The sequence below is a fragment of the Janthinobacterium sp. 78 genome (assembly GCF_003096775.1).
In the GTDB taxonomy this organism is placed as follows: Bacteria; Pseudomonadota; Gammaproteobacteria; order Burkholderiales; family Burkholderiaceae_D; genus Janthinobacterium; species Janthinobacterium tructae.
In genome coordinates, this window is record NZ_QENT01000001.1 from 2,065,234 (window position 1) to 2,082,108 (window position 16,875).

A 16,875-nucleotide genomic window follows, 5' to 3' on the forward strand; every position below is an offset into this window, starting at 1 on the left:
CCCTCATTCGATCCAACCTGCCAGTACAAGCACCCTCATACTTGGAGTTTTTACATGTTTGCAAAAGATCACACCCTCGCCAACGTCGATCCTGAATTGTTCGCCGTCATTCAAAAAGAGAACACGCGCCAGCACGACCACATCGAACTGATCGCGTCGGAGAACTACACCTCGCCAGCCGTAATGGAAGCGCAAGGCTCGCAGCTGACGAATAAATATGCCGAAGGTTATCCAGGCAAACGTTACTACGGTGGCTGCGAATACGTCGATGTGGCCGAGCAACTGGCCATCGACCGCGTGAAACAGCTGTTCGGCGCCGAATGCGCGAACGTGCAGCCGAACTCCGGCTCGCAGGCGAACCAGGGCGTGTTCTTTGCCATGCTGAAACCAGGCGACCTGATCATGGGTATGTCGCTGGCCGAAGGCGGCCACCTGACCCACGGCATGCCGCTGAACATGTCCGGCAAATGGTTCGACGTCGTGTCGTATGGCTTGACGGCGGAAGAAGACATCGATTACGAGGCAATGGAACGCCTGGCCCGCGAACGCAAGCCAAAGCTGATCATCGCCGGCGCGTCGGCGTTCTCGAAAAAGATCGACTTCGAACGCTTCGGCAAGATCGCCAAGGAAGTGGGCGCCTACTTCATGGTCGACATGGCTCACTACGCCGGCCTGATCGCCGCCGGCCTGTACCCGAACCCGGTGCCGTTCGCCGACTTCGTCACCTCGACCACGCACAAATCGTTGCGCGGCCCCCGTGGCGGCATCATCCTGATGAAGGCCGAACACGAAAAAGCCATCAACTCGGCCATCTTCCCCGGTATCCAGGGCGGCCCGCTGATGCACGTGATCGCCGGCAAGGCCGTCGCCTTCAAGGAAGCGCTGAGCCCGGAATTCGTCGAATACCAGAAGCAAGTGGTCAAGAACGCCGACGTGCTGGCGAAAACCCTGATCAAGCGCGGCTTGCGCATCGTTTCCGGCGGCACCGAATCGCACGTCATGCTGGTCGACCTGCGCGCCAAGAACCTGACGGGCAAGGAAGCCGAAGCCATCCTCGGTTCCGCGCACATCACCTGCAACAAGAACGGCATCCCGAACGACCCGCAAAAACCTTTCGTCACCTCGGGCATCCGCCTGGGCAGCCCGGCGATGACGACGCGCGGTTTCAAGGAAGCGCAAGCGGAAGAAGTGGGCAACCTGATCGCCGACGTGCTGGACAATCCGCATGACGCCGCCACCATCGAGCGCGTGAAAGCGGCCGTGAAAGTGCTGGCCGACGCGCATCCTGTGTACGCATAATTATTTGTCCAGAATGTGTCATACAGAGTAAGATTCTGTATGACACATTCCTTCGTGCCCAAGGGCGCCCGGAGTGATTCGGGCGCCCTTTGTACAAGGGCGGCGATTTCCCGTAATTATTACTATAAAGTTGTAGCCAGCCCATGAAATGTCCATTTTGCCAGCACGGCGACACCCAGGTTCTCGATACGCGCGTATCGGAGGAAGGGGATGCCATTCGGCGCCGCCGCCGCTGCGGCAAATGCGACAAGCGTTTTACCACCTACGAGCGCATTGAACTTATCATGCCGGCCGTCGTCAAAAAGAATGGCAGCCGGACGGAGTTCGCTGCGGATAAGTTGCGCGGCAGTTTGATGCTGGCCTTGCGCAAGCGTCCCGTCGCGGCCGCCTCCGTGGATACGGCCATCGCCTCCATCCAGGAAAAATTGCTGACCAGCGGCTTGCGCGAAGTCGATTCCGGCTATATCGGCGAGCTCGTCATGCAAGAACTCAAGCGCCTCGACAAGATCGCCTACATCCGCTTCGCCTCCGTCTACAAGAATTTCGAAGACCTGGCCGAGTTCCAGGATGCGATCGCCGAAGTGGGCCAGGCGCGCAGCAAGCCCTGACGCTCACCTATTGAAAACTTGAAAACGGGGCCGGTTCTGCGCCCCGTGTGCACCACGCCAACGTTCGCCTGGCAAGCGGTCTGATCAATCCCTACGCTGTTCTTCTCACCTTATCGCCGTGCTGTTTGCGCCAGCGCAGACCCGTTTTTTTGCGCGCGCCTATCGTGTAGCTGGGCCGCCTGTTCTTGCGACTCTGTCTGCGGAAGGGAGTAGCGTATGCGCAATGGCGGTCGCACCATGTTTCCTGCGGGTGGCAGCAGCCTTGTCGAGGTGCTGGTGTCGCTGCTGCTGTTGGCGCTGGGCTTGCTGGGCGCCAGCATCCTGCAACTGCATTCCCTGCGCGCGCGCCACGAGTCGGCGCTATTGTCGGCAGGCGTGCAACTGGCCGCCGGCATGGCCGAGCGCATGCGCGCGAACAGCGTACTCATGAATGGCCCCGATACGGGCAATCCCTACCTGAACGTGGCCTACGCGGCGGCGGACGACGCGGAAGCCGGCGGTGGCGCGCCCGACTGCCTCGGTGCTGCCGCCTGCAGCGCGGCCGAACTGGCGCAATTCGATATCGCCGAATGGAAGCAGCAACTGCATGCGGCCTTGCCCGGCGCGCGCCTGCATATCTGCCGCGACGCGCCTGCATGGGATGCCGCCGCCCAGGGCTTGCCGTGGGCGTGCAACGGCGGCAAGGGCGCGCCCATCGTCATCAAGCTGGGCTGGCGCGGCCGACAGCCCGATGGCTCGCCGGCCTTGAATGCGGCAGGCGAGTCGCTGCCCAGGCTGGCATTCCAGCTGGGAGGCGGCGCATGAACACGGTCTTGCGCTGGCATCGCGGCATGAGCCTCGTCGAATTGCTGGTGGCCCTGTCGCTGGGCGCGCTGCTGATGCTGGCGGCCAGTAGCGTGCTGCTGGCGGCCAGCGGCAGTTATGGCGACCAGTCCGCCAGCGCGCGCCTGGATGATAACGGCCGCTATGCGCTCGACACCATCGCCCGCGCCGTGCGCCAGACGGCCTATGTCAATTGGGACAGTAGCGCCGCGCCCGTCGCCCATGCCGCGCACGACAGCGCGAATATCGCCGGGCTCGACGCGCACAGCCTGGGCAAGAACAGCGAGGGCATCAGCGGCGCGCTGCCCGGCGCCCTGCATGGCAGCGACGTGCTGGCCCTGCGCTATTACGGTGCCGGCAAGGAAGAGGGCGGCGACGGTTCCGTGCTCAACTGCGCCGGCTTCGGCGTGGGCGCCGCGCAAACGCAGGCGCAGCGGGGCTGGAGCATTTTCTATGTGGCCCAGGGCGCCGATGGCGAAGGCGAACTGCGCTGCAAATACCGCGGCGCGAACGGCTGGGGTGCGGACGCCATCATCCGCGGCGTCGACGGTTTCCAGGTGCTGTATGGCCTCGACACGGATACGCCACCCGACGGCGTGGCGAACCGCTATGTCAACGCCAGCGCGCTCGACGCCTATGATGTGGCGCTGGTGCTGGTGGGTGCGGATGCGGCCGCGCGCCAGCGCGATTTGCACCGCCGCACGCACTGGAAGCGCGTGGCCGGCGTGCGCGTGGCGCTGCTGTTGCATGGCGAAGCGGGCCAGGCGGACAAGATGGCGGACCTGGGGCCGGCGCAGTTCGACCTGTTCGGCCAGGCGTATGCCGAGGCGCACGGCGCTGGCGACACGGGCGTGCGCATCGCGCGCACGGCCTTGCCCATAGCAACGCGCTCGCGGCTGCGACAACTGGTGCAGACAAGCATCATGCTGCGCAACGGGCCGGCCTAGGCGGGCGGCGCGATGGCTGGCGCGGGCGGGCGCTGTTGCGAACCTTGGTGCGCAGCTCGGGTACGTCACGGTGGCGCCACCCTCGTGTATGTGCTGTGCCTGCTAGTGATCATCTTGCTGCTGGGCATATCGGCGGCGCAGATGGCCTTGCAGGGCGAAAAGGCAGCACGCGGCGAGCGCGATCGGCAGATCGCGTTTCAGGCGGCGGAGGAGGCATTGGTGGATGCGCAAAACGATATCGAAGGCTTGCCCGGTGCGCCGGGGCGTAGCAGCCTCTTCGCACCAGGCAGCGCGGCCGGGTTCGCGGACGGCTGTGGCGAGGCAGGCGCACTGGGCCTGTGCCTGCCCGCAGCCCCGGAGGCGCCGGCACTCTGGCTAAGTACGGACCTCGATGGCGCCGAAGGGAGCAGCCGCACGGTGCCATATGGCCAGTTCACGGGCGCCGTCATGCAGACGGGGCAGGGTTTCCTGCCGTCGCGCCGGCCCCGCTACCTGATCGAGCTGCTGCCGTTTCATCCGCCCGGCGCGCAGGCGGCGGCAGTGGCTGGCGGCCTGGCCACGGAAAGCTATGTGTACCGCATCACGGCCATCGGTTTTGGCGCGCAGGAAAGCACGCAAGTCGTGCTGCAAAGCTACTATCGCAAAGAGGCGGCGGGAGCGGGGCCATGAGGGCTTGCTCATTCGCTTTGTGGTCCGTCTGCCTGACGCTGCTGGCTTGCCTGGCTTGTAGTGCCGTCGCGGCCCAGCCGACGGTGGCGCTGGCGCGGGCCGATGCGGGCTTGCACGGCGCCAGGGTGCCGCCGAATCTGCTGCTCAACCTGTCCCTCACGCATGCGGCAGCCGCTGCCGCACATGGCGGCGACTATGCGCCGCAGCGCGAGTACCTGGGGTACTTCCATGCGCGCATGTGCTACAGCTATCCGTACCGCAGCAAGGATGGCGTCATGCAGCCCGATTTGCGCGTGGCGACCGCTTATTTCTCCGTGTTGAAACGGGCCGATGCGCTGCACGGCTGCGGCGGCGATAGTTTCAGTGGCAACTTTCTGAACTGGGCCAGCGCCAGCATGCTCGATATCGTCCGCTATGCGCTGACGGGCGGCGACCGGGTCATCGACGAAGTGAGCAAGACGGTGCTGCAGCGTGCCTGGCTGCCCGATGCCGACAGCCCCATCGACTTCTTTGCCCACCCTGTCTTTTTCCCGCGCAAGGTCTTGCAGGCTGGCGTGGCGGCGGCGACGCCGTTTGCGCTGGCGCAACTGGCTATCGTTTCCTGCCGCAACCGCCTGCTGTTCGGCGACGCCAGCTTGCCCCCGGGCGGCAGTTGCAACGCGCCCGGCACTGCCGCCACGCACGGTGTGTTCCTCGCCCGCGTGCGCGTCTGCGACACGCAAGAAGGGCCGCTGCGCGACGATTTATGCCTGGCATATGGCAAGCACTACAAGCCGGTGGGCGCCGTGCAGCGCCATGGCGGCAGGGTGCGCGTGGGCGTGTTTGGCCACTTGAACGGCGTGAGCGCCAGCGCCGGCACCGTGTATGGCGGCGTGCTGCGCGCGCCGCTGGCCCATGTGGGACGGCAGCGCTGGGCGGCGCCCGACTATATGCCGCAAGACAATGCCGACGCCGAATGGAATCGAGCCACTGGCGTCTATAGCTCTCAAGCTGCGGGCTCTGGCGGCGGGGTGACCGCTTACATCAATGGCCTGGGCCGCAGCAACGCCGGACATCCCGGTGCATACGCAGGGGCGGCGCCATTGGCCGAATTGCTGTACGAATCGCTGCGCTACCTGCAGGGAAGGCAGGCGAGCGCCCCGGTGCCGCCTGCCACGGCCCCGCCCGCCATCGACGATGGCTTGCCGGTCGTGACCGCATGGAGCGACCCGCAAACGGCCAGTTGCCAGCGCCACAGCATCGTCAGCCTCGGCGATGCGGGCATGGTGCTCGACCGCTACGTGCCCGGCAATGTCCCACTAACTCCCGCATCCAACGGCGACCTTGTCCGCGCCGCCGATGGTTTTGCGTCGCCGCCATTTGATGCGATGGCCTGGACGCACGCGGTGGGCAGCCTGGAAAGCAGCGGCGCGCAGGGCAATCCCGCGCCATGGCCGGAACTGGCGGCACTGGAACTGCTGGCCGACGGGACGGGCGGCGCCAGCTACCATGCGGCAGGGCTGGCCTACTGGTCGCATGTGCAGCCACTGCGTCCTGGCGGCAAGAACGACGGCGTCGCAAAGGTCGAGCACTATGCGGGCGACTTGCGCCAGGGCGACCCGGCTGCCTCTCCTGCCACTAGGCCCTTGCTGCTGGCGGCCAAATATGGCGGTTTTATCGATGCGAACGGCGACGCCAACCCCTTCAAAAGCGCAACGGGCAGCGCGTTCGATGAATGGAGCGTGGATGGCCGCTGGCCCGCTCATTACTTGCCCGGCAGCGACCCGGCTGCCCTGATCGCGGGACTGCGCGCAGCCTTTGCTGCCGCCGACAAGGCTACCTTGCCGGCGGCGCTTGCCGGGCCGGCCCTGATGGCGCTGGCCAGCGGCACGGAAGAGGCATACTGGTTCCAGACGCAGCTGCGCCTGGCCGATGGCAGCATGAGTTTGTCGCGCACCGCGTTTGCCGTGGGCGCCGATGGCGCACTGCTTCCCGGCAAGCCATGGTGGCGCGCCGGCGGGCTGGACAAGGTGGCACCTGATGGAACGCCCGCGTCCTTGCGTCCCGTCTACACGCTCGACGCGAAGGGCGCCCTGATGCCGCTGGCCTGGACGCGGCTCGATGCGGAGCAGCGCAGTGCCTTCGACGGCGGCGATGGACAAGGGGAGGTGCGCCTGGCGTACCTGCTGGGCCAGCGCACGCACGAGGTGGGCCAGCCGGGCGGCTTCCTGCGGCGCAGGTCAGGCAGCCTGGGGGCGGCACCCTACGGCAATCTGCTGTACGTGGGCGCGCCCGGGCTGGGCATGCCAGGTGCCGGCTATGGCTTGCACCGCCAGGCGCTGCTGCAGCGGCGCAGAATGTTGTATGTGGGCGCCAACGATGGCTTGCTGCATGCCTTTGATGCGCGCACGGGCAGCGAAGTGTTTGCCTATCTGCCGCAGGCGCTGCTGCACGCGGCGGCAGCCGCTGCGAGCACTCACTACAGTCCGGGTCCGCTGCTCGATGGCGCGGCAGCTACGGCGGAAGTGCTGGCGTCGGGACACTGGAAGACGGTGCTGGCGGCGGGCATGGGCGGCGGGGCACAAGGCGTGTTTGCGCTCGACATCACCGACCCGGCGCGCTTCGCGCAAGACGGAGCGTTGTGGGAATTCACGGACAGCGACGACAAGCTGATGGGCAACGTGCGCGCCCCGCCATCCTTTGCGCGCATCAACATGGGCGGCAAGGAGGGCGCTGTGGTCTACCGCGATTTTGCCATCGTTGCCAGCGGCTACAACAACCATGCTGACGACGGCAAAGATACGACGGCGCCCGCAGCGGCCGCCGCCATTTTTCTGCTGGCGCTGGACAAGGCGCCTGGCACACCCTGGCTGTTGGGAAGTAATTACTTCCGGCTCAAGGTGCCCGTGGCCAGCGGTGGCGATGGCCATGAAACTGATGAGGACGCCGATGCCGCCCTCCACGCGCTGGGGCCGCCCGCCGTGGTGCCGGGCGGCGATGGCGCACTGGCGTATCTGTATGCGGGCGATTTGCAGGGCAATATCTGGCGTCTCGGCATGGCCGGCGGGCCGCCGTGGAAGGAGGGCCAGGGGCGCAAGCTGGTCTTTGTCGCGCGCGACGCGCAGGGGCGGCGCCAGCCCGTGACGCAGCAACCGAGCGTGGCGTACGCGCCCGGTGGCGGCTATGTGCTGCTGTTCGGCACGGGCAAGCTGGTCGAAACGGCCGATACCTGGCCTGCCGCCTTTCTGTCCCAGTCGTTTTATGCCGTGCACGATGATTTGCGGGAAACATCCCCCACGCGCAGCCGGGCCGACCTGGAGCCGCGCAGCTTGGGCGAGGCGGTGGGCGGCGTGCGCGTCGACGGCGCGGAGCTGCGCTATACGGGCAGCGAGGCCATGCGCGGCTGGTACCTCGATTTTCTCCATACGGCGCAGACGGGCGAACGCAGCATCAATAGTCCCGTGCTGGCCGCCGGCAAGGTGCTGTTCAATACCGTCCTTCCCGGGCGCGATCCCTGCAGCAAGCCGGCCACGCGCCTGTACGTGCTTGATGTGCTGAGCGGCTTTGCCGCCGATGGTGCCGGCGTCGTGCAGGCGGGCGCGCAGACGGGGCGCTTGTTCGATGGCCTGGCGCGCGCGCCGCCGCTGACGCTGGAGTTGAACAGCACGGTGGGCGCCGCGACGGCGGCAGGGCGGGCCGAGGGGCGCAAGGAATTGGCCGTGCTGCAACCTGGCTTGCCCGGTGCGGCCAGCGGGACGGTGCTCAAGGTCGTCAGCGCGCCGCTGCCAGCGCGGCGCCTGAGCTGGCGCGAAGTGGCGAACTGGCGCGAATTGCACGAGGCGGCCAAGAAAAAGTAGGGCCAGCAAGGGGGGGGCATCGGCTGGCGTTTTTTGGAAAGGAGGGTTCGCATGGGGACGTTGGCAAGGCGGCACTGGCCCGCTGCACACGATGGCGCGCCGGCAGCTGCCTTGGGCTTCAGCCTGATCGAACTGCTGTCCGTGCTGGCGATCATGAGCCTGCTGCTGGCGCTGGCCGTACCCGCTTATCACGGCCATGTCGTGCGCGCCAAGCGGGTGCAGGGACAGGCGACCTTGCTGCGGCTGATGCAGCAGCAGGAACGTTATTATTCGCAAAACAATCATTACCTGGCTTTTTCCTCGGCCTCGCCGGCACCGCAGGTGCAAGCGTTTCCGTGGTGGTCCGGCGAAGGGCCGGCTGCCAGCGCGGCTGCCAGCGCGTATGAAATCGAGGCGCTGGCCTGTTCCGGCTCGACGATAGGGCAATGTGTGCTGTTGCGGGCCATGCCGGGCACGTCCAAGGTCGATGCGCAATTCCAGGATGCCGATTGTGGTGTCCTGTCCTTGAGCAGCACGGGCCAGCGCGGCAGCAGCGGCCCCGCCAGCCGTTGCTGGCCCTAAGTCATGAGCACGCGCAAGCACCCGCGCCGGACAGGGCACACCTTGCTCGAATTGCTGGCCGTGCTGGCAATCGCCGCGCTGCTGACGGCCGCCGCCATGCCCAGCCTGCAGCAGTTGCTGGCGCGCCAGCAGGTGCGCGCGGCGGCCACGGACTTGTTCTCGGCCATCGAATTGACGCGGGCGCAGGCGATGGCGCGGGGACAGCGCGTGCTGCTGATGCCGGCCGGGCCTGGTGGCACGGACTGGGGCACGGGCTGGCTGGCATTCATCGACCGCAATGCCAACCTGGCGTTCGATGACGGCGACGAATTGCTGTTGCGTCAGGGACCGCTGCCGGCGGGCATTGCGGCCCAGTTTGCGTTTTCCTCGGCCACGGCGCCGTTTTATATCGCCTACAATGGCGCAGGACGCAGTTGCAGCGCGACCAATAGCCTGGCGGCGCGCTGGGGTACCTTGTCCCTGACTTTGGGAAAGCAGGTGCGGCATATTAAAATCAATATGCTGGGCCGGGTGCGCGTGTGCGATCCGCAGCAGCAGGCGACCAATTGTAGCGGCGTGGCCGACAGTTCGTAACCCGACTTATCTATTACTCACTATCAAAGAAGCCCGTGGAAATACTCAACGATATCGATGGCATGCGCCTGGCGCTGGAATGGGCGGCGCGCGGCTTGTACACGACCTCGCCCAATCCCCGCATCGGCTGCGTGATCGTCCGGGATGGCCAGGTGATCGGCGCTGGCGTGACGCAGGCGGCGGGGCAGGATCATGCCGAGGTGCAAGCGCTGGCGAATGCGGCGGCGCGCGGCAACGACGTGCGCGGCGCCACTGCGTACGTCACGCTGGAGCCGTGCAACCACCATGGCCGCACGCCGCCCTGTTCCGATGCGCTCGTGCGCGCGGGGCTGGGGCGCGTCGTGGCCGCCATGACGGACCCGAATCCGCTGGTGGCGGGGCAGGGGCTGGCCAAGCTGGAAGCGGCCGGCATCGCCGTCAGCATGGGCGTGCTGGCTGACGAGGCATATGAAATGAATATCGGCTTCTTTTCGCGCATGCAGCGCGGCAAGCCGTGGGTGCGCATGAAAACGGCGGCCAGCCTGGACGGCATGACTGCCTTGCACAATGGACAAAGCCAGTGGATCACGGGACCGGAGGCGCGTGCCGACGGCCATGCCTGGCGCGCGCGCGCCTGTGCCATCCTGACGGGCATCGGCACGGTCAAGGCGGACGATCCGCAATTGAACGTGCGCGCCGTCGAGACGCCACGCCAGCCGCGCCGCATCGTCGTCGACAGCCGGCTCGACATCAGCCTCGATGCGCGCATCTTGCAAGGCGGCGGCACGTGGATCGTGGCGGCCGTCGCCAACCCCGAGAAAGAGGCGCAGCTGCATGCCCTGGGCGCGGAAGTCATCGTGTTGCCGAACGGGGACGGCAAGGTCGACCTGGCCGCGCTGATGCTGGAGCTGGGCCGCCGGCAATGCAATGAAGTCCACGTCGAGGCCGGCGCCAAACTGAACGGCTCGCTGATCCGCGAAGGCTGCGTCGACGAGCTGCTGGTCTACCTGGCGCCCACCTTGCTGGGCGATGCGCAAGGCATGTTTGCCTTGCCTGCCTTGACGGATCTCAAACAGCAGCGCACTTTGCAGTTTCACCAGGTTCAGCAAGTGGGCGAGGATTTGCGTATCCTTGCAAGATTCGCGCAGCGCAATTAATACACTCACATTTTTTATAAGGTTAGCTCCATGTTTACAGGAATTGTTGCCGCCATCGGCAAGATTGAAACCGTGCAAGCACTCGACGGCGGCCTCGACGCCGGCGTGCGCCTGACCATCCACGCGGGCGGCTTGCCGCTGGCCGACGTGGCCCTGGGCGATTCGATCGCCATCAATGGCGCTTGTATGACGGTGGTGGAAAAGTCGGACACGGGCTTTGCCGTCGATGTCTCGCGCGAAAGCCTCAATTGCACCGTGGGTCTCGATACGACCACGGAAGTGAACCTGGAAAAAGCCCTGACCCTGGCCGAGCGCCTGGGTGGCCATCTGGTGTCCGGCCACGTCGACGGCCTGGGCATCGTGCGCAAATTCGAAGCCGTGGGCGAATCGTGGGAGCTGGTCATCGAAGCGCCGCATGAACTGGCGAAATACCTGGCCTTCAAAGGTTCCGTCGTCGTCAACGGCGTGTCCCTGACCGTCAACCGCGTGGAAGACCTGGGCGCGGGTGCCGTCAATGGCTGCCGCTTCTCGATCAACCTGATTCCGCACACTATCGCCATGACGACCCTGAAGCACCTGACGGTCGATGGCAAGGTCAACCTGGAAATCGACCTGATCGCCCGCTATGTCGAGCGCATGCTGTCGCTGGACAAGGCCGCCGCCTGAAACAAGAACTGAATACCGGAACTGAACACAGCAACTGAACACAGCAACGGAACACAGCAACACCCCCGCCGGCCTTCGCATCTTGCCAAGCGTGTGTTGCTTTTCTTGCAGACGCGCATACTATGAAGCTTTCCGCAGTGGAGGCTAGCCATGGACCCGATTTCGCGCGCAACCGTGCCCAATGTCATACCGGCCACGCCCCGCGTGGGCGCAACGGCACCTCTGGCGCCGGCGCTGCCCGTGCCGTCGTCCAGCGCGGCGGCCGCCCTTGCCGCTCTGTCATCGACCCAGGTCGACCTCTCGCCGCTGGGGCAGTTCCTGTCCGGCGTGGCCTTGTCGCGCCGGCAACTGCTGGCCTTGCAGGGCGTCGCAGAGCAGGCCGGCACGGCAAATACCCCCGTGAATGTCAATGACGACTTGCTGGCGCTGGCGCGACAGCTGACGGAATCGTTCGCCCAGCTGCAAACGAGCGGCATCGATGCCAGCCAGCTGGCGACGGCGGGCGACACGCCGGGCAGCCTGGCGCAGCGCTACGATTTGCTGTCGGGCGATGGCACCACGGATGCGGCCGCCGCGCTGGCGCAGGACGGTGGCTTGCTCACGCAAGCGCAACTGGCCCGCATCGGCATCGATTTGCGCAATGAAGATGTCGACGCAGCAACTTTGCAAGCCGCATATGCGGCCGACAGTAGCGCCACCCTGGATGCCTTGCAACAGGGAACGGACGTGCTGGTACAGGTGGGCGCCGTGCTGGTCCGGCAGCAGGGCGCGCCGCTGGCGGCCGTGGTCGAAGCGGATTTGGCGGGTGCAGCACTGCCGTCCAGCGCCGTGCAGGCCGCGCAGCCGCAGGCCGTTGATGCGGCACCGCCGCAAACGGCTGCCATTGCACAACGGCAACTGGAACTGCAGCAGCAACTGGAAACGGAAGAGTTGAACCAGGACTTGCAGGAATTGCGGCCTCCGTCGCCGGCAGCCGTCACCATCGATGAGCCGGACTTGCTGCAGGCGCAGCGGGCAGACAGCCTGCGCGTGGATGCCCGGCGCATCGACAGCGAACGCATGAATACCGATCAGCAGGCGCAGCAGGAGGAGGCTGCGGGGGCGATACGGGCGGCGTCCGACCGGGCTCAGTCGCTGGCAGGCGAAGCACAAGTACAAGCCGATGCGGGCCTGGCGACGGCGCAAGCCCAGCTGGCCCAGCAAAATGCCCAGGCACAAGCGCTGGCCGCGCAAAATGCGGGCATGGCCGTGCCGCCGCCCTCGTCGCAAGATCCGTCCGTGGCGGCGGCCATCGCCGCGTATAACCTGAACAATGCAGCGCTGAATCCGGGCTTGATGAACCGGCCATTGCCGGCCAGCGACTCGCGCCTGCCGCTGGTGGCGCCCGTCGCTGCCGTGGAGCCCGTCAAGCCCGTGACGAAAATCTAGGGCAGCAGGGTAGCGTCCAGGGTAATGTTAGCTTTAAGTAATTTCGATACGGGGCAGCCGGCCTTGGCCTTGCCCGTCAATGCCTCGAATGTTGCCTGGTCGGCGCCCGGTATCTTTGCTTTCAGGATCAGGTGGACGGCCGTGATGGCAAAGCCGTCGTCCACCTTGTCGAGAGTCACTTCGGCCGTCGTTTCCATCTTTTCCGCCGTCAGGCCCGCCTCGCCGAGGATCAGCGACAGGGCCATGGTGAAGCAGCCCGCGTGGGCGGCGCCGATCAATTCTTCGGGATTGGTGCCGGGCTTGCCTTCGAAGCGGCTGGCAAAGCCGTAGGGATATTCCTGCATGGCGCCGCTGCGCGTGCTGATGGCGCCCTTGCCGTCCTTGATGCCGCCTGACCAGATGGCCGATCCGTTGGTTTTCATATTGCCGCTCCTGTGTGGGGTGTCGTTGCAAGTGGGGCGTCAGCGCCGTGGCGGTGACCGGCTGATCTTATGCTCTTCGCAAGGCTGGCGGCGCGCGTTTTGCCGCCGCCGTTTGCGCTGGATCGAGGAATCGGCGCGTTTTAGGGCAGGCTGCGGCGCCCGTGCCGCAAAGCTGTCTTATTTCAGGTCTGCAAGCGCTAAATCCTTTAAAATAGCAGGTTATAAGAAAATTCCCGGAAATCCGTGGAGTATTCGCGCTCCATGTTGTAGTTTTTAGTTTCATTAACATAACAACGCTTGGCAAAACCGACACGCAGCAGGTTTTGACCGGCGTCATACGAGGATGAATATGTCTATATCCAGCACCGAAGAGATCGTCGCTGAATTACGCGCCGGCCGCATGGTGATACTGGTCGATGAAGAAGACCGGGAAAATGAAGGCGATCTGGTGCTTGCCGCCGATTTCGTGACGCCTGAAGCCATCAATTTCATGATCACGCATGCGCGTGGCCTGGTCTGCCTGACCCTGACGGAAGAGCGTTGCGACGAGCTGAACCTGTCGATGATGACGTCGCGCAACGGCACCGCCTACGGCACCAATTTTACTGTTTCCATCGAAGCGGCCGAAGGCGTGACGACGGGCATTTCCGCCGCCGACCGCGCCAAGACCATCCAGGTGGCCGTGGCCAAGGGCACGCAGCCCAGCGATATCGTCCAGCCTGGCCATATCTTCCCGCTGAAAGCGCAAAAAGGCGGCGTGCTGATGCGCGCAGGCCATACGGAAGCCGGTTGCGACTTGACGGCCATGGCCGGCCTGACGCCCGCGTCTGTGATTTGCGAAATCATGAAGGACGACGGCACCATGGCGCGCCTGCCGGACTTGCTGGTGTTTGCCGAGCAGCATGGCCTGAAAATCGGCACGATTGCCGATCTGATCCATTACCGCAGCCAGACGGAGTCCCTGGTCGAGCGCGTTGCCGAGCGCACCCTGCACACGGCGCACGGCGAATTCCGTTTGATCGCATTCCGCGACAAGCCCAGCGCGTCGGCCCACCTGGCCCTCGTGCATGGCGACCTGGCGCCCGGCCTGGAAGCGCTGGTGCGCGTGCACCAGCCCGTTTCCCTGCTGGACGTGCTGGAAAGCGAAGCGACCACCCACTCGTGGACGGTAGCGGCCTCGATGGCGGCCATCAAGCAGTCCGAGCGTGGCGTGATGGTCTTGCTGAACTGCGGCGAGACCTCCAGCGAGCTGTTTGCCCAGTTCGCCGCGCTGGACACGCCGCAAGCCAAGCCGAAAGGCCGCGCCGCCAGCATGGACTTGCGCAGCTATGGCATCGGCGCGCAAATCCTGCGCGACCTGGGCGTGAGCAAGATGCAATTGCTGGCCAGCCCCCGCAAGATGCCGTCGATGGCCGGTTTCGATCTGGAAGTGACGGGTTTTCAGTGCCATCCAGGCCAGCAGTAATTAATCACCTTCAGCGGCCTGGCGCACGGCGCCGCCGCTGAGCACTTATAAAGAGGCATATGATGAGCGTAGGAACTTATGAAACCAATTTTGCCGGCGAAGGTTTGCGCGTCGGTATCGTCCAGGCACGATTCAATGAAATCGTCGGTGGTGGCTTGCTGTCGGCATGCCTGGAAGAGTTGAGCAAGCTGGGCGTGGCCGATGAAGATATCCTGCACGTGACCGTGCCGGGCGCCCTGGAAATCCCACTGATTCTGCAAAAAATGGCAGAAACCGAGCAATTCGACGCCCTGATCGCACTGGGCGCCGTGATTCGCGGTGAAACCTATCACTTCGAGCTGGTATCGAACGAATCGGGCGCAGGCATCACGCGCATCGGTCTCGATTACGGCATCCCCATCGCCAACGCAGTGTTGACGACCGAAAACGACGAGCAGGCGGAAGTGCGCATGCTGGTCAAGGGAGCCGAAGCGGCACGCGTGGCAGTGGAAATGGCTAATTTAGCGCAAGCGCTAGAAGAGTTGCAAGAATCCGAGGAGGACTAGCCGTGTAGTGAACGTCCGATAAAACGCCCATAGCTGCGTTGCAAGCCCTCGCCGTACATTCGTACTGTCTTCGGGCTCGCGCCTTGCTCTGAGCATTTTCTCGAACGTTCTGACACGCGGTTGGCTGCGGCGCGTTGAAAAGCGCGCCGTGCTGTCTCGCCGGAATTTGTAGTGAACACGTACTTAAGAACAGGTAACAATCATGACTGAGAAAAATTTGCTCGCCAATCCCAGCAAAAACCGCACGCCGCGTCACCGCGCGCGCGAGTTTGCGCTGCAGGGCTTGTACCAGTGGCTGCTGAACAATGAAGACGCGACCACCGTCGTGAACAATATTCGCGCCGCGCATGGTTTCGACAAGGCCGATGGCGATCATTTCACGGTGCTGCTGTACGGCGCCATCAAGGATTCGCTGGCGCTGCGCGACAGCATGGCTCCCTTGATCGACCGCAACATCGCGGAACTGTCGCCCATCGAACACGGCATCCTGCTGATCGGCGCGTTCGAGCTGAAGAACAACATGGAAATCCCGTACCGCGTCGTCATCAACGAAGCGGTCGAGCTGGCCAAGTCGTTTGGCGGTATCGACGGCCACAAGTATGTGAACGGCGTGTTGGACAAGCTGGCAGTGAAATTCCGCGAGGAAGAAGTGGGCGCCAACAAGCGCAAGTAATATAGAGCGTAGTTCCTGCGGCCGCTGCCGCAGGGCAACAAAAAAGCCACCGGCACTTGCGTGCGGTGGCTTTTTCATTGGTGCAGCTTTTTGGATGCCCCTGTGAGGGCTTTTAAAGGGTCACAGGCCGGCGATCTCGTTGTGGGGCAATACTTTGATGGTGATGCCGCTTTCCGCTACCGCTGCCGGCGCCTTGGCTGGCGCTGGCGTGTTCGATGCCATCACCGGCGTGCTGGTCGGCACGCGCTGACCAGCCGATACTTGCTTCAGGCGGCGGTATTCGGCCAGCACGCGCGAGCCGTAGCCCGAGTCGGTGGCGAAGTTGGCGGCGCCGACATAGGTTTTCAAGCCCGCTTCGACGGAACCGCCACGCGTGACGTAGTCTTTCAGGATCAGGGAGCCGACGCGGATGTTGGCGACCGGGTTCAGGGCTGCTTGCACGCCGCCCATTTCCTGGAAGCGCTCATGGTGCACTTTCGACATGACTTGCATCAAGCCTTGTGCGCCGACCGGGCTTTCCGCGAACGGGTTCAAGCCCGATTCGATGGCCATCACGGCCAGGATCAGCAGCGGATCCAGCTTGATTTCGCGCGCCGTCAGGTACGCCGTCGAGACCAGCATATTGGTCGCATCGTTGGCCACGCGGTAGCGCTTGGAGAGCCAGTTGGTGACCCATTGCTGCTGCTTTTGCGTGCCCAGCAAGGCTTTTTCTTCCTTGGTCAATGGTGCCTCGTTGGCGGCGGCCATTTGCACGGAAGCAGGCGCTTCCATCAGTGCTGACAGGGCCGGCGCTTCAACGGCTTGCGCCTCTGCCATCGGCAGCGGAAACAGGCTGTGCGTCAGTTGCTTGCCCAAGTCGGGGCGGAACATCAGCAGGGCGATCAGTGCCAGGGCGGAAATGCCGAAGACTGTCAGTGTGTGTTGCGCCGTAGTCAATACACCACGTGCCGAAATGGCTTGTGCGCGGGCGCGCAAACGCGCCAACGCTGGCTGGCCAGCCACGGTTGAAGCAGGCAATGCTGCTTCAGTGCTACGATGAGTCATAGAGTTCCCCGAAATGTCGCGTCAACAGGCAGTCCCTCCGCGGTTTCGCGGTGTTGTGGGTACTGCCAATGCCGTGCATCAGAAATATCATCGTTTCCGCCGCGTATGGATGCGTGCGAGAAACGCCGTCATTGCTTGCTTGAGCTGATCGGTCCCATGCTGGTATTGGATCAGTCGCAAT

Annotated in this window: 16 protein-coding genes; 14 read left to right on the forward strand and 2 right to left on the reverse strand. The window is 64.5% G+C overall.

Annotated features, from left to right (window positions below):
• The first annotated feature begins 54 nt into the window (after nucleotides 1-54).
• The 11 genes from glyA to C8C92_RS09285 all read left to right on the forward strand — a co-directional run bounded on the left by glyA (nucleotide 55) and on the right by C8C92_RS09285 (nucleotide 12,545).
• Complete coding sequence (gene glyA, locus C8C92_RS09235) at nucleotides 55-1,299, forward strand: serine hydroxymethyltransferase (RefSeq protein ID WP_116743599.1); 1,245 nt, start codon at nucleotides 55-57, stop codon at nucleotides 1,297-1,299.
• A 143-nt stretch (nucleotides 1,300-1,442) separates the two neighbouring features.
• On the forward strand, nucleotides 1,443-1,907 hold the full coding sequence (gene nrdR, locus C8C92_RS09240; RefSeq protein ID WP_071078724.1) for a transcriptional regulator NrdR: 465 nt from the start codon (nucleotides 1,443-1,445) through the stop codon (nucleotides 1,905-1,907).
• A 216-nt stretch (nucleotides 1,908-2,123) separates the two neighbouring features.
• Complete coding sequence (gene pilV, locus C8C92_RS09245; protein WP_243420157.1) at nucleotides 2,124-2,711, forward strand: type IV pilus modification protein PilV; 588 nt, start codon at nucleotides 2,124-2,126, stop codon at nucleotides 2,709-2,711.
• Nucleotides 2,708-3,676: a PilW family protein gene (locus C8C92_RS09250; RefSeq protein ID WP_116743600.1), complete on the forward strand. Its 969-nt coding sequence runs from the start codon at nucleotides 2,708-2,710 to the stop codon at nucleotides 3,674-3,676. The genes pilV and C8C92_RS09250 overlap by 4 nt, the downstream gene beginning before the upstream one ends.
• A gap of 84 nt (nucleotides 3,677-3,760) precedes the next feature.
• Nucleotides 3,761-4,345 carry a PilX N-terminal domain-containing pilus assembly protein gene (locus C8C92_RS09255; protein ID WP_099760122.1) on the forward strand — a complete coding sequence of 195 codons (585 nt, stop codon included), beginning with the start codon at nucleotides 3,761-3,763 and terminating at the stop codon, nucleotides 4,343-4,345.
• Nucleotides 4,342-8,181, forward strand: coding sequence for a PilC/PilY family type IV pilus protein (locus C8C92_RS09260; RefSeq protein ID WP_116743601.1), 3,840 nt, complete (start codon nucleotides 4,342-4,344; stop codon nucleotides 8,179-8,181). Before C8C92_RS09255 ends, C8C92_RS09260 begins: the two co-directional genes overlap by 4 nt.
• 51 nt (nucleotides 8,182-8,232) lie before the next feature.
• Nucleotides 8,233-8,742: a type IV pilin protein gene (locus C8C92_RS09265; protein WP_116743602.1), complete on the forward strand. Its 510-nt coding sequence runs from the start codon at nucleotides 8,233-8,235 to the stop codon at nucleotides 8,740-8,742.
• A gap of 3 nt (nucleotides 8,743-8,745) precedes the next feature.
• Entirely contained in the window at nucleotides 8,746-9,315 is a 570-nt protein-coding gene (locus C8C92_RS09270; RefSeq protein ID WP_116743603.1) for a GspH/FimT family protein, read from the forward strand.
• 35 nt (nucleotides 9,316-9,350) lie between these two features.
• A complete protein-coding gene (gene ribD / locus C8C92_RS09275; RefSeq protein WP_116743604.1) occupies nucleotides 9,351-10,451 on the forward strand; it encodes a bifunctional diaminohydroxyphosphoribosylaminopyrimidine deaminase/5-amino-6-(5-phosphoribosylamino)uracil reductase RibD in 1,101 nt (366 codons plus the stop codon).
• Between the two features lie 30 nt (nucleotides 10,452-10,481).
• Nucleotides 10,482-11,117: a riboflavin synthase gene (locus C8C92_RS09280; protein ID WP_116743605.1), complete on the forward strand. Its 636-nt coding sequence runs from the start codon at nucleotides 10,482-10,484 to the stop codon at nucleotides 11,115-11,117.
• A gap of 150 nt (nucleotides 11,118-11,267) precedes the next feature.
• Entirely contained in the window at nucleotides 11,268-12,545 is a 1,278-nt protein-coding gene (locus tag C8C92_RS09285) for a hypothetical protein (protein ID WP_099760116.1), read from the forward strand.
• Here the strand turns inward: C8C92_RS09285 and C8C92_RS09290 are convergent.
• The gene (locus tag C8C92_RS09290; RefSeq protein WP_116743606.1) at nucleotides 12,542-12,967 is read right to left on the reverse strand and encodes an OsmC family protein; all 426 of its coding nucleotides are present in this window, start codon (nucleotides 12,965-12,967) and stop codon (nucleotides 12,542-12,544) included. The genes C8C92_RS09285 and C8C92_RS09290 overlap by 4 nt on opposite strands.
• Before the next feature lie 349 nt (nucleotides 12,968-13,316).
• Between C8C92_RS09290 and ribBA the strand changes: the two genes are divergently transcribed.
• From ribBA to nusB, 3 genes are all read left to right on the forward strand, one after another.
• Complete coding sequence (gene ribBA, locus C8C92_RS09295) at nucleotides 13,317-14,432, forward strand: bifunctional 3,4-dihydroxy-2-butanone-4-phosphate synthase/GTP cyclohydrolase II (protein ID WP_071078715.1); 1,116 nt, start codon at nucleotides 13,317-13,319, stop codon at nucleotides 14,430-14,432.
• 62 nt (nucleotides 14,433-14,494) lie between these two features.
• Nucleotides 14,495-14,977 carry a 6,7-dimethyl-8-ribityllumazine synthase gene (gene ribH, locus C8C92_RS09300; protein ID WP_099760114.1) on the forward strand — a complete coding sequence of 161 codons (483 nt, stop codon included), beginning with the start codon at nucleotides 14,495-14,497 and terminating at the stop codon, nucleotides 14,975-14,977.
• Nucleotides 14,978-15,179: 202 nt separating this feature from the next.
• A complete protein-coding gene (gene nusB, locus C8C92_RS09305) occupies nucleotides 15,180-15,650 on the forward strand; it encodes a transcription antitermination factor NusB (protein ID WP_071078713.1) in 471 nt (156 codons plus the stop codon).
• A gap of 120 nt (nucleotides 15,651-15,770) precedes the next feature.
• Here nusB and C8C92_RS09310 read toward each other — a convergent pair whose 3' ends face one another.
• Nucleotides 15,771-16,694: a lytic transglycosylase domain-containing protein gene (locus C8C92_RS09310; RefSeq protein WP_165829343.1), complete on the reverse strand. Its 924-nt coding sequence runs from the start codon at nucleotides 16,692-16,694 to the stop codon at nucleotides 15,771-15,773.
• Between the last annotated feature and the right edge of the window lie 181 nt (nucleotides 16,695-16,875).